Genomic DNA, 14,769 nt, shown 5'->3' with positions numbered 1-14,769 from the left:
TCTTTCGCATTCTAAGTCGATTGAAATTGAAGTTACAGAAGGCGGCCCCAAGGGGTCACCTTTTTGTTTTTTGGGGGGTGATTTTTCGGCATGGATCCCTCGGAGCTCTGGAAACCTGAGACAAAGCAGCCTATGACTAACGGCGGGCACTCAATCTGGGTTTAGCCCATGAATATATAGACGAGGCAGATCCCATGAGCAGCTATTCCCCCGCCGAAATCGAAGCCAAATGGCAAGAGGCTTGGGCCGAAGCCGAGACCTTCAAAGCCGTGGCGACTGCCGATCGTCCGAAATACTATGTCCTGGAAATGTTTCCCTATCCATCGGGCCGCATTCACATGGGCCATGTACGCAATTACACCATGGGCGATGTGATTGCGCGCTACAAGCTGTCTACCGGACATAATGTTTTGCATCCAATGGGTTGGGACGCCTTTGGCATGCCAGCTGAAAATGCCGCGATGGCTATAGGTGGGCATCCAAAAGAATGGACCTATGACAACATCGCAACGATGCGCACACAGATGAAACCCTTGGGCCTGTCGATCGATTGGTCGCGCGAATTTGCCACCTGTGATCCTGAATATTACGGACAACAACAGGCCTTGTTTCTCGATATGCTTGCCAATGGATTGGTCTATCGCAAGAATGCGATGGTCAATTGGGATCCGGTCGATATGACAGTGCTGGCCAATGAGCAGGTGATTGATGGCAAAGGTTGGCGTTCCAATGCCGAGGTTGAACGCCGCGAGCTCACACAATGGTTCTTCAACATCTCATCCATGTCAGGTGAATTGCTGAGCGCCTTAGACGGGTTGGACAATTGGCCCGCCAAAGTCCGCTTGATGCAGGAAAATTGGATTGGCCAATCGCGCGGGTTGGAAATGACCTTCCCGCTGACCACACCGCAATATGGTCATGAGGGCGTGACCGTTTACACCACCCGTCCCGATACTTTGGTCGGTGCCTCGTTCATTGGCCTGGCCGCAAACCACCCGCTGACCCAAAGCCTGGCGGTGCACAACCCCGCCTTGGCAGAGTTCTGCGCCGAATGTAAGAAAATGGACACCACAGAAGCGGCGATGGAAAAGGCTGAAAAGAAAGGCTTTGATACCGGTATCACCGTGCAAAACCCACTTGGCGGCGCGCCATTGCCTGTTTGGGTCGCCAATTTTGTGATGATGGATTACGGTACGGGCGCAATTTTCGCCTGTCCCGCCCATGACCAGCGCGACCTCGATTTTGCGCGTAAATACGATCTGCCAGTGATTGATACCTTCTTTGCGCTCAACGAGGATACTCCCGTGTCAGATGTGGCTTTTGTACCGGCCAAAACTGAAACGGTTCGCTGGGTCGATCAACCTGCAGGCCTGCAAGAGGCCACGGGGCAAGAGGCGATTGACGCCACCATCGATTGGGCCGAAGCGCAGGGCCTTGGCATAGGCAAAACGCAGTATCGTCTGCGCGATTGGGGATTGAGCCGGCAGCGCTATTGGGGATGTCCGATACCAGTGGTGCATTGTGGCAGCTGCGGCGTGGTCCCGGAGAAGACGGAAAACCTACCGATCCGCCTGCCTGATGATGTGACATTTGACGTTCCTGGGAACCCGCTGGATCGCCACCCCACCTGGCGCAACTGCGCCTGCCCAGCTTGCGGCAAGGAGGCCCACCGCGAGACCGACACAATGGATACTTTTGTGGATTCCTCTTGGTATTATGCGCGCTTCACGGCCCCAAATGCCACCACACCGACGGATATGGCGGAGGCCAGCTATTGGATGAACGTCGATCAATATATCGGTGGTGTAGAACATGCGATTTTGCATCTGCTCTATTCGCGCTTCTTTGCCCGCGCGATGCAAATTTGTGGCCATTTGCCGCCGTCTGCGATTGAACCGTTTGACGCGCTGTTCACCCAAGGCATGGTCACCCATGCAATCTATAAATCAGAGGGCAAGGATGGCCGCCCTATCTATCACTACCCCGAAGAGGTGGCGCTGCGCGATGGCAAGGTCTTCTTGCTTGAGGGAGGCGCTGAGGTCACAATTGTGCCCTCAGCAAAGATGTCGAAATCGAAAAATAACGTTGTTGATCCAATCAGCATCATCAGCAGCTATGGCGCCGATACGGCGCGGTGGTTTGTTCTGTCCGATAGCCCGCCCGAGCGCGATGTCGAATGGACGGCCTCTGGTGCGGAAGCGGCGTTTAAGCATTTGAACCGCGTCTGGCAGCTTTGTGATAAAATCGCCAATATGGACAAAAATCAAATTGGCGATTGCGACAAAGAACTCCTGCGAACGCTGCATAAAACCATTGAGGACGTCACTTCGGGCGTGGAGAGTTTTGGTTTCAATGCAGCGATTGCCAAGCTCTATGGCTTTACCGCGACCTTGGCCAAATCCAAGGCTGGATATGCCGCGCAGCATGAGGCGATCATGACCTTGGCGCAATTGATGGCTCCGATGACGCCGCATTTGGCAGAGGATATTTGGGCTCATCAAGGCGGGCAGGGCCTGATTGCCGATGCTCCCTGGCCAAAAGCAGATCCGGCGCTTTTGGTTGAAGATGAGGTGACCTTACCGATCCAAATAAACGGCAAGCGCCGTGATGAAATCACTGTGGCCAAAGACATGGGCAAAGAAGAGTTGGAAGCCTTGGTATTGCAGAATAACGCTGTGATAAAAGCGCTAGATGGTGCTACACCTAAGAAGCTAATCATTGTACCCGGACGTATCGTAAATGTGGTTATCTAGCCGACGCGGATTTCTAAGTGCGGCCCTTGTCCTGGCGGGCTGTGGGCTAACGCCGGTCATGGATCCCAGTTCGCAACGGCTTTACAATCAGATACTGATCCAAGCGCCCGTTAATCGGGCAGAATATGAGCTGGTCCGAAATTTAGAAGCGCAGCTTGGAACCGCAAAGAGCGCACGTTTTGCTTTGCATTATGAGTTGAAAGTCACAGAGGACAATATCGTTGTCTCTGCGGCCCAAGAGATCAGCCGCTATAGCCTTGTCGGCGAGCTGGAATATTCCTTGCTGGACAAGGATGGCGCTTTTCTGGCACGCCAAACTGCAAAATCTTTTACAGGATATTCCGCTACAGGCACTACCGTGGCCACCCAGCGGGCCCAGAGAGACGCCTATGACCGCTTAATGGCCATTCTAGCAGGGCAAGTAGCCTCAGCACTTTTGACCTTGGACCTCCCATGAAGCTATCCACCCGCGACGCATTGGCAGCTTTTGCAAAGCCCGATCTCAACAAGACTGGGGTTTTGATCTATGGCGCCAATGCGATGCGCGTCGCGCTGAAGCGACAGCAATTGATCAAAAGGCTGATCGGCCCACAGGGCGAGGAAGAAATGCGCCTCACGCGCCTGCAAGGCGGCGAGTTACGACGCGACGGGGTCGCGCTGAATGATGCCATTAAAGCAGTCGGGTTTTTCCCCGGTACGCGGGTAGTCCTTGTAGAAGACGCCAATGAAAATTGCGCCGAAGCAATTCTGGCAGGGCTTCGCGATTGGCAGGTCGGTGATGCGCAGATGGTTATCATCGGTGGTGCCTTAAAGCCAACATCAAAGATCCGCAAAGCTTTTGAAGCCCATCCCAATGCCTGGTCCATCGCCATTTTTGATGAACCACCCACCCGCGCAGAAGTGGAAGCCGCATTGGCAAAAGTCGGCATGGGCGAGGTTGATGCCGCGGCCAGCACGGCCATTACAGATCTTTCCAAAGCCATAGACCCTGGTGATTTCAGTCAATTCTTGGAAAAATTGGCTCTATATTGCATGTCCCAAGCCGGACCCGTCACCCTGAGTGATGTTGAGGTGTGCGCGCCACAATCCACCGAAGCGGCGCTCGATGATGTCATTGGTTTGGTGGCGGATTTAAGAACAAATGAGATTGCCCCGGTGTTGCACCGCGTGATCGCTCAGGGCGGGACCGCCACCGGACTTTGCATTGCCGCCCTGCGCCATTTTCGCCTTCTGCACGCCGCAGCCTCTGATCCAGCTGGCGCACCGCAAGCCATGGCAAAGCTTCGGCCGCCGGTCTATGGGCCACGGCGAGATCGGATCCAACGGCAGGTCGGCACTTGGGGCCGGGACCGGCTTGAGCAGGTGATTTCGCTCTTGCTCGACACGGATTTGCAGCTCCGATCCGCAGGGCAAACCGCGCCACAGATGGCACAGGTTGAAAGATGTTTCGTCCGAATTTCAATGATGGGGAGAAGGTAGATGTATAAGGTATTGGGGTCGACAAAAAATCGAACTTTACGAGTAATTTGGACACTTGAGGAATTGGGCTTGCCCTATGAGCAAGTCAAAGGCGACCCCGGCTCAGCTGAGGTCAAAGCGATCAACCCCAGCGGCAAAGTGCCATCCCTGGTGGTCGATGGAAAGGTTCTTCCCGATAGCGTCGCGATCATGAGTTTTTTATCTGACCGTCACAACGCCCTAACCTTCTCAGCAGGGTCTATTGAACGTTTGCGTCTGGATGGACATATTCACTTCCTGCTGGAAGAATTTGACAGCCTGCTTTGGGTCGCGGCAAAAAACTCTTTCGTTAATCCACCTGAACACCGTTCTGCCGATGTGAAATCTGTTTTGAAATGGGAATTTGAGCGCAGTTTAAAACGGCTCGAACACCGGCTTGAGGGCGTGTTTCTCATGGGAGAGCATTTCACAATCGCTGATATTTTGGCTGTGCATTGCCTCAACTGGGCCTATACGGCAAAATTTCCTGACGCCAGCACTGTCTTGAAAGACTATGCCAAACGCTGCCGAGCGCGTCCGGCCTATGCAAGGGCTTTGGCGGAGAGATAATCGGCAGCCGCGCGCCCAGCCCAACGGCCAGTTGCAAGACAGGCGGTGATCAAATATCCGCCTGTCGGTGCATCCCAGTCCAACATTTCACCGGCGCAGAATACGCCTGGTATATCCTTGAGCATCAGTGCAGGTGTCAAAGCCTCCCAAGAGAGGCCACCCGCTGTCGAGATGGCCTCGTCTATAGGGCGTGATCCCGACAACGGCAGCGGCGCAGCCTTGATGGCAGCCACAAGCCCGTCGGTATCGCGGGGCATTGGCCGGGTTAGCTCAAACAGCAAGGCTCGTTTTGTGGCATCTAGCTTGACAGATTTCCGCAAGAAATTTCCGAGACTGTCCGTTGGCTTGCGATTTGAGATCATTGCCCGCAGCACCTGGATCGAAAGCTGTGGTGCAAAATCAATCTGGGCCAAAGGGGTCTGCCGCAACATCCGCCCAAGTGCATAGATTGCCCCACCTTCCACACCCGATTGAGTGATCACAAATTCGCCACGGCTTCGCTGGCCTGCGACGGTAAGCTCGACATTTTTGACTGGCTGACCAAAAAACGGTTGCATATGCGCCGACCAAGCCCGCTGCATGCCCACATTGGAAGCTTGCACAGGGACAATTGGCACGCCCGCCGCCGCGACAGCCCTCTGCCAAGCGCCATCAGACCCTAAACGCGCCCAACTCGTGCCACCAAGCGCAAGGATCAGCGCACTAGCCGTCACGGGAACCTTGCCCTTTGGCGTATCAAACAGATGCTGCGCATGTGAGGTCAGTGGACCGATCCATCGGTGGCGGCGTAGCAGCACAACACCCAGCGCATCTAGCCGAGCCAACCATGCGCGCAGAAGGGGAGACGCTTTCATGCGTGTTGGGAAAACCCGGCCCGTGCTGCCCGTGAAGACCTCCTGCCCAAGACCTTCGGCAAAGCCGATGACCTCAGCCGGTCCGAATTTAGACAGAATCGGTTTCAAGGAGGAGATGGCGTCAAAATACTGCAAAAACGCGTCTGGCTTCTCTGCCTTGGTTAGGTTGAGACCAGATTTTCCAGCCATTAAAAATTTTCGTGCCGGTGAGGGCATCGCTTCTGCCAATGCCACACGCATCCCAGCTTGCGCTGCTTGCTCAGCCGCCATCAACCCGGCTGGACCGGCGCCCACAACTAATATGTCAAACATCGCTGGAGACTGCGTTTGGGCATGATCCATATTAGGCGGAGCCTTGCGAAGTTACCAGTGATCTCATCATGTCATGTTTCGTGGCCTCTGATTTTCCGTCGATGTCGCCAGCCTTTCTAGCACGCAATCACGAAGTGACGAAAGACAGATCAAAGGCGCTGCAAGCCGACAGGTACAATAAAAAAGAGCGCCGCCGAAGCGCCGCTCTCTCTTTAACCAAAGTCGGTTTCGCTTAGAATGCGAAGTTCAGACCAACAGTTGTCAGGTCAGAAGCTGTACCGGCTTTGTCGTGCATTGCTGCGAAAGCAGATGCGCCACCACCGAGTGCATAATCAGCAATCACAGTTGTTGCGTCAGCTTCGTCGATTGCGAATGATGCAACCAAAGCGCCTGAAGTCATTTTAACTGAGAAATCCCACTCATCGCCAAAGCTATCGCTACCAGCTACAGTGCCTGGCTTGATTGATGTGTATCCCACAGTAATATTGTCCATTGCATATGAGAAACCGAGTTTTGACTCGTCTTCACCACCTGAAGCCAATGACTCGTCTTCAACAGAGGCTGTCAGCGTCAAGCCATTGCCCATTGCGTAAGATGCAGCGATCTTAGAAGCGTCGCCACCGTTGTCGTCATTGTCTGTACCAGTCAATGTAAGTGCTACGCCACCAACGTTGCCGCTGAGTGAGTAAGAGCTTGTGGAAGCACTTTCATCGGTTGTCGTTGCGACACTCCAGCCAGCAATGGTGCCGGAAAGCTTCACGTCATGTGTGCCATCAGTGTCATCAAACAAGTTGTCGATACCACCGTGGTCTACAGTCAATGTCCAACCAGCGTAGGAAACTGCAACGTCTGCGTCACCGACGGTGTTGCCTTGTGCTTCCAACTTATCGTCGTCGTTATAGTCGATTTTGTTACCAGCGCCCATGTCGAAGCCAACGGATACAGACACACCGTTGTCTGATTCAGCAGCAGCTTTGATGTCGAAGTCATAGTATGACTCAAAGAACATATCAACGCGTGTTGCGTCAGATGCGCCGTTGTCATCGATAAGTGCGACGCCGGCTGTGCCGGAGAAAGATACGTCAGCTTGGGCAACGCCAGCGGCGAGAACCAAAGAAGTAGTTGTAAGGAGGATGCGTTTCATGTTTTTCCCTCGAGTTGCTATCCAAAATAAAATACCAAGCCAAGGAATACCTTGGTTGAGCATTACGCCTTTAGTGACGTGGGAACCGCCCTTGGGTCAAGTGATCCACCCTGTCACAGCGCACCGAAACGCCAACATGATGCACAGATGTCACACTGCATCGATGGTTTTCGGCCAATGACATCCTACGAGTTCCCGTTTAAACTCTCGTTAATGTCAAACAAAGGTTAAAAAAATGTCACTGTTCCATGTTTCTACAGAAATTTTACAGGCACAGCAGGACGCGGGGCGCGCTCCGGGCTCGGTAGAGCTGATCGCCGTGTCAAAAGTTCAGCCCAATGATCGCGTTCTGGCTGTGCTGCAACAGGGTCACCGGGTCTTTGGCGAGAATCGCGTGCAGGAGGCAGAAAGTAAATGGCCCGAATTCCAAAAAACATTCCCCGATGCCAAGGTGCACCTGCTCGGGCCACTACAATCGAACAAAACCCGAGCCGCCATGCGCCTGTTTGATTGCCTCCATACTTTAGACCGCCCCAAATTGGCGACCGCTCTGGCGCGTTTGGCCCAAGAGCTGGGCCATTGCCCGGCCCTCTTCATTCAAGTCAACACCGGCTTGGAACCACAAAAGGCCGGCATTGCCCCCGATGCGGTGGATACGTTTGTAAAAGACTGCCGTGCGCTTGATCTGCCCGTCGTGGGCTTGATGTGCATCCCACCTGTTGAAGAAGAGGCCAGCATGCATTTCGCACTTTTAGCCAAGCTTGCGCGGCGCAACGGGTTGGAGGGGTTATCCATGGGCATGTCCAGTGATTTTGCCAAGGCGATCTCCTTTGGCGCCACCCATGTCCGAGTTGGCTCAGCGATCTTTGGTGCGCGGGTACAGGCCGTGCATGCTTAAACCGGATTAGATTAACGGACGATAAGCCGCGTGCCTGGCGCGACCCGGCTGGCCAGCCAACGGATGTCTGGCCGCGCCATCGCAATACAGCCCGCTGTAGGTGCACCTGGCCGACGCCATTGGTGCATAAAAATTGCAGAGCCTGCCCCCGGACGCGCCTTGGGCCAATTCCAATCGGTGATCAACACGATATCATAATGCGGGTCTGCACGGCGCATCTTTTCATGACTGGCCTGCAAAGGCGCGCGGCAAAGCTGATTATACGATCTGTGAGCTGGATCGTCACACCACAGATCGCCGAGGTAGATTGGAACCGCCCAAGGGGCAGGCGGTGCCACCCTGTCGGGGCGATACATCAGCGCAGCAATGCGCAGGACACCACGCGGGGTTGCCCCATCCCCTTCGATCTTATCATCGCGCACGCCTCCGCGCCCGCAGGTCACCGCCATGGCGCGACCAAGATAATGCAGGCGACCCGAGGCATAGACCATATCCAAAGCGCTCATAGCAAATGCCCAGATTTTTCCGCCTTGGTCTGGAGATAGCCGTGGTTCTGCGCTGTGCCGCCAACAACCAACGGCACGCGTTCGCTAACCATAAGACCTTGGTCCTGCAAGCGGGCAACTTTATTGGGGTTATTGGTCATCAAACGTATGGATAAAAAACCCAGGCTTTTAAGCAGCTCTGCGCCGATCTGAAAATCCCGCTCATCATCTTCGAACCCTAAGCGATGGTTGGCCTCTACCGTATCAAAGCCTTGGCTCTGCAGCGCATAGGCCCGCATTTTATTCGCCAGGCCAATACCGCGACCTTCTTGATTAAGATACAGTAGGATCCCGGCACCTTCCTGCCCCATCTGCGCCAAAGCACCTTTTAGCTGTGGACCGCAGTCACATTTCAAGGATCCCAGAATATCCCCAGTGAAACATGCTGAATGCAAGCGCGTTAAGACCGGCGCCGCCCGATCGGGCGTCCCGATCTCAACTGCGTAATGTTCATCCCCCCCGCCATCCGGGCGAAACACATGCAAACGACCCGCCTGACTAACTTCCAGTGGAAGCTGCGCAGAGACCACATGCGCAAAGCCAGGCTCCAACAAGATATCAACTGGCAAATGTGTTAAACTGCTGAGCGGCTCTAAGCTGTGCACCGTGATCGCCATGGGCAAAAGATGCGCCGCTTTCAAAAGCGCCACAGAAAGACGTTGCCCATCCACGGATCCGCCGCGCAGGGTCTGGAATGGACCCTTCATCGGATAGCTCAGGTCAAGTATTGGATCGGCCACCGCTTGGCACCAACGTGCATCGACTGACCGCGGCACAGAAATGCGCGCCACATCCCCATCGTATGCATTGATCTTGAGCGTATCGGCCCGCCACTTTGACAAAACGGCTTGCACCTCGCCCAAACTGCGCAACGCATGCAGCCTGTCTTGTGTCAGTGTCTCAGCCGCACAGACCACAAGCGGCTGAGGCATATCAATGACCACAGGCAGGCCCATGCGAAGATCGGTCAAGGCGCGAGCGCGCAGCTCGACAGGAGAAGGTGATAGAGTCATAGAGCCTTCGATAGCCCCTTTTAGAGGTGAATTGAAACAATTCCTTCATTTGTGACACAAGGTCGTGAGATCTCTGGTGAAAATCTTGCAATAAAGCGCCCCAGCGCGCAGGTATGGGCTATCTTATGAAACTGAGAGGTAGAATGGCACAGCTTAATAAAATTCTTTTAGTCGACGACGATGAAGATCTGAGAGAGGCTTTAAGCGAACAGCTTCTTATGACCGAATATTTTGATGTCTATGAGTGCAGCAGCGGTGCGGAAGCTTTGGAAAAGATTAAGCAACAAAGTTATGATCTCATGGTGCTGGACGTAGGTCTGCCAGATACAGATGGGCGTGAGTTGTGCCGCTTGATCCGCAAGCAGGGCGTCAAATGCCCCATTTTGATGCTCACCGGCCATGATACAGATTCCGACACAATATTGGGTCTGGCTGCAGGTGCCAATGACTACATCACCAAGCCCTTCAAGTTCCCCATGCTTTTGACCCGCCTACGCGCACAGCTGCGCCAGCATGAGCAATCCGAGGATGCGATCTTCTCCCTTGGACCTTATAAGTTCAAGCCATCAATCAAGATATTGGTCACAGCTGATGACAAAAAGATTCGCCTGACCGAAAAAGAAACAAATATATTAAAATTTTTGTACCGCGCCACCGAACATGTGGTGCCGCGCGATATTCTTTTACATGAAGTTTGGGGCTATAATGCCGGTGTCACGACTCATACGCTGGAAACACATATTTATCGCCTTCGGCAGAAAATTGAACCCGACCCCGGCAAAGCCAGCATCTTAATCACTGAAAACGGCGGCTATCGCTTGTCACTTTAGCCACCTGCAACCCCTGACGCCAGGGCATTACCGCAAGGCGTCTCTCTTCCCTCAGCCTCAACTCGGGCCCCGCACCCGAGTTTTTTTGGGGGGGGCGCCCGATCGCGGATATGACCAGAGCTGTGCTCAGGCAAATCCAATGGATACCTGCCCAAAGGGGCCAAAATCAGCGACGAATTCATCCTGTGGCCGCGCTTCAATCGGGCGAATAAACGAACCAGACAGAACAATATCACCCGCTCGAATTTTTTGCCCATAGGCTTCAAGACGTTCGGACAACCAAACGATGCCCATAACCGGATCGTTTAAAACGCCGGCGCCAAGACCTGTCTCCTCAACCTCGTCATTGCGGCTGCAAATCGCGCCAGCCCAGCGCAAATCAAACGTTCTGGGATCATGTTGCGCGCGACCCAAAACGATGCCAGCATTCGCCGCATTGTCGGAGATCGTATCATAAATTTTACGGGTATGCCCTGTGTGCGCATCAACGCGCTCAATCCGCGTATCGAGGATTTCCAGCGAGGGGCACACATAATCCGTTGCTGCCAGCACCTCATCGCGCCCTGCCGCGCCGTCTAAATCTGTTTTCATCACAAAGGCGATTTCCGCCTCAATGCGCGGCTGGATAAACCGTCCAGCAGGCACAGTCGCACCATCTTCAAAATACATATCATCAAATAAAATCCCGCTGTCCGGGATATCAATATTCAAAGCATATTGCATAGCCTTGGAGGTCAGACCAATTTTCCAGCCTATCACCCGCCGGCCATCGGCAATCTTAAGCTTGACCAAGGCTTTTTGCACCGCATAGGCATCATCCATCGTCATCCCAGGATGGGGGCGGGTCAACAGTCCGATCTGTTTATGGCTTTTTTCAGCCTCAAATAAGGCCTGCGCCGCGCGGGAGATCTCTGCGGGGGTCATGTCTCATCCTCAACAGAATTGCGTAAGGTCCCGAGGCCATCAGCGTGAACTTCAACCATATCACTGGGTTTGAGATAGATTGGCGGATCAAACCGCGCGCCGGCACCCGTCGGCGTTCCCGTGACAATGATATCACCCGGCATCAAGGTGGTGAACGTGGAGATATATTCAATTTGGCGGCGGATGGGAAAAATCATGCGGCTGGTGCGATCATCTTGACGCAACTCCCCGTTTACTCGGGTGGTGATGCGAACATCGTCCAGCTGCGCAGCCTCCGTAAAAGGCACCAACCACGGGCCCATAGCACCAGATTTGTCCCAATTCTTACCCTGGGTGACGTTGAATTTCGCGTGGCGCACCCAATCTCGGATCGTCCCCTCATTGCAAAGGGTCATAGCGGCAATGTGATCATATGCATGGGCTTGAGAAATGCGCCGCCCTGCCTTGCCGATGACAATGGCAATTTCGCCCTCATAATCGAGTTGATGCGACTCTGGGGGCCGGATCAAGGCCTGTTCATGCCCCACAAATCCACGGGCAAACCTTGGAAATAGCGACATATTCGCAGGCGCTTGGCTGCCATCTTTGTATTCCGCATTGCGATCTGGAAAATTGACCCCGACGCAAATAATCTTCTCACCGCCCGCCACGGGCATCTCATAGGTGAAGCTGCCAAAACCATGGGTGACCGAGGCCCCCTCAGCCGCTTCAGCCAGCTGCGGCAAGGCCTGCGCGCAGATCACCTCGGTTAAATTCGCCCATTGTGGGAAGTTTGCTGACAGGGCAATAAAGCCAGCGTCGGTCACAGCGCCATATAGTTCCTCTCCCGCCGCGCGAATGGATGCAAACTTCATGGGTTTTCTCCTTTGAAAGACGGCGCATTGATCCGCGCATGAATGCTGTTTTTTTTCAAGCTGAAGGGTTTGGAGATCGTCACAATTTCCAACGACAGTGCAAAATGTGGCTCCGCCAGCAGCGGAGCAAAAACGGCCTCTGCACGCGCCATCAAAAACGCACCAACCTCTGATTTGGTCGCATCACTGCGCCCCTCTCCCATGCGTAGAACCATATCAACAAAGGCGTTCTTGGGATGTCCATCAGCGACGAAATAGTGCGGCATCGGATGCGCCCGCACCCTTATGCCCGCCATAGGAAACACGCCCGTTTCTTGCATGGCCACACTCATGACCGAACAAAGCTCTGACATATCAACGTCTTGATCTAAATTCTGGGAATATTGAACGGTCAGATGTGGCATGGTTTGTCCTTAGCACTACTGTCGAAATCATCGCAACCTTACAGAAAATGACAAGTGAGGAGTGCGCATAGATCCACAATTTCTGCATTTTAAAGCAGCGACCATAGATTTTTTTACACAGCGGAGCCTCTCAATTTACTTAATATGTGAATAATTCATAGATGAGTGGTAAATGCCGAAATTCCTGGACAGCCTGCCGATGATCCTCAGCCGCTCTCTAGACCGGGTGATGCCAAGCTATCGGTGTCTGTTTCAAGCGAATGATCTGACGGACCAGCAGTGGCGAGTTCTGCGCGCACTTTGGGAAAAACAGCATCTCACCTCAGCACAGATCTCGCAGATCACCCTTTTGCCCCCACCCTCATTGGTCGGAATTCTAGATCGGCTCGAGAAGAAAAACCTCATCGGGCGCCTGCGCTCTACAGAAGATCGCCGCCATGTGCATATCATCCCCACCCAAAAGGGGCGCGCCTTGATGGAGCATATGATGCCCATGGTAGAGCGCATTCATGACGATTTCATGCAGCGCGTGACAGAGTCTGAATGGGCCGAGTTTAATCGAATTTTAGACAAGTTATCAGACCCCGCAGAGAAACTGAATTTGGCATGAGAAACGCTGGAATCAGAACTGGAGCGCAGTATCTCGAGGGGCTGCGCGATGACCGTGAAATTTGGACGCGTGGAGCGCGGGTTCAAGATGTGACCGCTGAACCAGGCATGGCCGGAGGCGCGGCCTCTTTGGCGGGTTTTTTGGATCGGCAATATGAACCGGCCTACCGCGATATCGTGACCTATGAAGACGGCCAGGGCATTCGCTGCGCCGTTTCCCACTTGGTGCCCAAGTCTAAGGACGATGTGGTGCGGCGCGGCCGCGCGTTCTATGAATGGGCCACATGATCCAATGGCATGTTTGGCTGTACTCCCGATTATAAAAACGCCTCCGTTATGGCCTTTGCTCACGCCCCAGGTTTTCTAGCGCAGGGCAGCAAGGGACAAGCGGATTTCGTTCAAAATATTACCCAGTTTTATGATGAGGTCCGGCTCAATGATCGCGTTCTGACCCATACTTTGGTGAACCCATCTGTCTCACATGCACAGGCCACTAGCGGCAAATTCGACGAAGAGGTTGCACTGCATGTCGTCAAAGAAACCGATGTGGGGATCATCGTGAAAGGCGCAAGGCTATTGGCGACTTTGGGGCCATTATCTGACGAAATTGAGGTCTTCCCCTCAACGCTTTTACGAGCCGATGACAGCAATATTCCCTTTGCCTTCGCCTTTGCCATTCCCATCGCCACCCCGGGTCTCAAGATGATTTGTCGAGACAGCTATGACCATTGAAAATCACATTTCGATGCCCCTCTGTCCTCTCGCTATGAGGAGATGGATGCGGTGGTCATTTTTGACAATGTCTTGGTCCCCTGGGAGCGGGTTTTCATGTATGGCGAACCAAACCTATGCAACCAAGCCTTCGCCCAAACCAATGCGGTGGTGCATATGGCGCATCAAGTGGCCTGTGGAAAGCTGGCCAAGGCAGAATTCATGGTCGGCGTCATGTGCGCCATTGCCAAGGCGACGGGTCGCGACAAGGATTTGGCCACAAAGGGTATGATTGCCGAAGTGATGTTGATGGCCGAAACCGTGCGCGCCTTGCTCTTTTCGGCGGAACAACAGGCCCATGAGGATCAATGGGGCAATTTCATTCCCCTGCGCGGCCCTTTGGACGTCTCGCGCAATCTCTTTCCCAAAATGTACCCGCGGATGGTGGAGATCCTGCAACTCCTCGGTTCCTCCTCCCTCATGGCGACGCCAACCGAGGCAGATTTCAGCAATGCCATGGCAGGAGATGTGGAGAAATATTTCCAACTGACCCATATGGACAGCCGCGATCGCGTGGCCCTGTATCGCCTGGCCCATGACATTGCCGTGTCCGGCTTCGGCAATCGCCAAGCGCTGTATGAGCGCTTCTTCTTCGGTCCGCCGCAAATCATGAACTCTGTCTATTTTGACAGCTATGATAGGGACAGCAAAATTGCCCGCGTCGAGGATCTTTTAGCGCAGGCCTAAAGCCTGAGGCCCGGCGCCGATTGTCTCTCTCATAGGGAGGTCATTTCCCCGCATGGGGCGTGGTGACTGTGCATCCTCAAAGGCATAACAGGACGCGATGCGCC

General features: G+C 53.9%; 15 protein-coding genes and 1 pseudogene. 9 read left to right on the top strand and 7 right to left on the bottom strand.

Annotated features, from left to right (window positions below; translation table 11 throughout):
- Positions 1-194: 194 nt before the first annotated feature.
- Genes leuS through ABLW18_RS07285 form a run of 4 tightly spaced genes read left to right on the top strand, consistent with a single transcriptional unit; the run spans position 195 to position 4,820 of the window.
- Entirely contained in the window at positions 195-2,753 is a 2,559-nt protein-coding gene (gene leuS / locus ABLW18_RS07300; protein ID WP_347824168.1) for a leucine--tRNA ligase, read from the top strand.
- Positions 2,740-3,210 carry an LPS assembly lipoprotein LptE gene (gene lptE, locus ABLW18_RS07295; protein ID WP_347824167.1) on the top strand — a complete coding sequence of 157 codons (471 nt, stop codon included), beginning with the start codon at positions 2,740-2,742 and terminating at the stop codon, positions 3,208-3,210. The genes leuS and lptE overlap by 14 nt, the downstream gene beginning before the upstream one ends.
- Positions 3,207-4,232 (top strand): DNA polymerase III subunit delta, encoded by a 1,026-nt coding sequence (gene holA / locus ABLW18_RS07290; protein ID WP_347824166.1) that lies wholly within the window; start codon positions 3,207-3,209, stop codon positions 4,230-4,232. The genes lptE and holA overlap by 4 nt, the downstream gene beginning before the upstream one ends.
- Positions 4,233-4,820 (top strand): glutathione S-transferase family protein, encoded by a 588-nt coding sequence (locus ABLW18_RS07285; protein WP_347824165.1) that lies wholly within the window; start codon positions 4,233-4,235, stop codon positions 4,818-4,820.
- On the opposite strand, the gene ABLW18_RS07280 is transcribed toward ABLW18_RS07285, so the two are convergent.
- The gene (locus ABLW18_RS07280) at positions 4,793-6,016 is read right to left on the bottom strand and encodes a TIGR03862 family flavoprotein (protein WP_347824164.1); all 1,224 of its coding nucleotides are present in this window, start codon (positions 6,014-6,016) and stop codon (positions 4,793-4,795) included. The genes ABLW18_RS07285 and ABLW18_RS07280 overlap by 28 nt on opposite strands.
- Positions 6,017-6,218: 202 nt before the next feature.
- A complete protein-coding gene (locus ABLW18_RS07275) occupies positions 6,219-7,193 on the bottom strand; it encodes a porin (protein ID WP_347824163.1) in 975 nt (324 codons plus the stop codon).
- A gap of 172 nt (positions 7,194-7,365) precedes the next feature.
- Between ABLW18_RS07275 and ABLW18_RS07270 the strand changes: the two genes are divergently transcribed.
- Positions 7,366-8,028, top strand: coding sequence for a YggS family pyridoxal phosphate-dependent enzyme (locus ABLW18_RS07270; RefSeq protein ID WP_347824162.1), 663 nt, complete (start codon positions 7,366-7,368; stop codon positions 8,026-8,028).
- An 11-nt stretch (positions 8,029-8,039) separates the two neighbouring features.
- Here ABLW18_RS07270 and ABLW18_RS07265 read toward each other — a convergent pair whose 3' ends face one another.
- Both ABLW18_RS07265 and ribA read right to left on the bottom strand, forming a co-directional pair.
- Complete coding sequence (locus ABLW18_RS07265) at positions 8,040-8,534, bottom strand: L,D-transpeptidase family protein (RefSeq protein WP_347824161.1); 495 nt, start codon at positions 8,532-8,534, stop codon at positions 8,040-8,042.
- Positions 8,531-9,586 carry a GTP cyclohydrolase II gene (ribA, locus tag ABLW18_RS07260; RefSeq protein ID WP_347824160.1) on the bottom strand — a complete coding sequence of 352 codons (1,056 nt, stop codon included), beginning with the start codon at positions 9,584-9,586 and terminating at the stop codon, positions 8,531-8,533. The genes ABLW18_RS07265 and ribA overlap by 4 nt, the downstream gene beginning before the upstream one ends.
- A gap of 143 nt (positions 9,587-9,729) precedes the next feature.
- Here ribA and ABLW18_RS07255 point away from each other — a divergent pair, with 143 nt between their 5' ends.
- Complete coding sequence (locus ABLW18_RS07255) at positions 9,730-10,416, top strand: response regulator transcription factor (protein ID WP_347824159.1); 687 nt, start codon at positions 9,730-9,732, stop codon at positions 10,414-10,416.
- Between the two features lie 126 nt (positions 10,417-10,542).
- Here ABLW18_RS07255 and hpaH read toward each other — a convergent pair whose 3' ends face one another.
- Genes hpaH through ABLW18_RS07240 form a run of 3 tightly spaced genes read right to left on the bottom strand, consistent with a single transcriptional unit; the run spans position 10,543 to position 12,598 of the window.
- The gene (gene hpaH, locus ABLW18_RS07250; protein WP_347824158.1) at positions 10,543-11,340 is read right to left on the bottom strand and encodes a 2-oxo-hept-4-ene-1,7-dioate hydratase; all 798 of its coding nucleotides are present in this window, start codon (positions 11,338-11,340) and stop codon (positions 10,543-10,545) included.
- Positions 11,337-12,194 (bottom strand): fumarylacetoacetate hydrolase family protein, encoded by an 858-nt coding sequence (locus ABLW18_RS07245; RefSeq protein ID WP_347824157.1) that lies wholly within the window; start codon positions 12,192-12,194, stop codon positions 11,337-11,339. Before ABLW18_RS07245 ends, hpaH begins: the two co-directional genes overlap by 4 nt.
- Positions 12,191-12,598, bottom strand: a complete 408-nt coding sequence (locus ABLW18_RS07240; protein WP_347824156.1) for a 5-carboxymethyl-2-hydroxymuconate Delta-isomerase — start codon at positions 12,596-12,598, stop codon at positions 12,191-12,193. The genes ABLW18_RS07245 and ABLW18_RS07240 overlap by 4 nt, the downstream gene beginning before the upstream one ends.
- A gap of 172 nt (positions 12,599-12,770) precedes the next feature.
- Between ABLW18_RS07240 and ABLW18_RS07235 the strand changes: the two genes are divergently transcribed.
- The 3 genes and pseudogenes from ABLW18_RS07235 to ABLW18_RS07225 all read left to right on the top strand — a co-directional run bounded on the left by ABLW18_RS07235 (position 12,771) and on the right by ABLW18_RS07225 (position 14,665).
- The gene (locus tag ABLW18_RS07235; protein WP_347824155.1) at positions 12,771-13,208 is read left to right on the top strand and encodes a MarR family transcriptional regulator; all 438 of its coding nucleotides are present in this window, start codon (positions 12,771-12,773) and stop codon (positions 13,206-13,208) included.
- Positions 13,205-14,026, top strand: a pseudogene (locus ABLW18_RS07230) (4-hydroxyphenylacetate 3-hydroxylase N-terminal domain-containing protein); the annotation flags it as partial. The gene ABLW18_RS07235 and the pseudogene ABLW18_RS07230, both read left to right, overlap by 4 nt.
- A 9-nt stretch (positions 14,027-14,035) precedes the next feature.
- Entirely contained in the window at positions 14,036-14,665 is a 630-nt protein-coding gene (locus ABLW18_RS07225) for a 4-hydroxyphenylacetate 3-hydroxylase C-terminal domain-containing protein (RefSeq protein WP_347824363.1), read from the top strand.
- Positions 14,666-14,769: the final 104 nt, after the last annotated feature.

The sequence above is a fragment of the uncultured Planktomarina sp. genome, from assembly GCA_943788425.1.
Lineage (GTDB): Bacteria > Pseudomonadota > Alphaproteobacteria > Rhodobacterales > Rhodobacteraceae > Planktomarina.
Note: the sequence above shows the minus strand (reverse complement) of the source record. Positions and strands in the feature narration are given on the sequence as shown.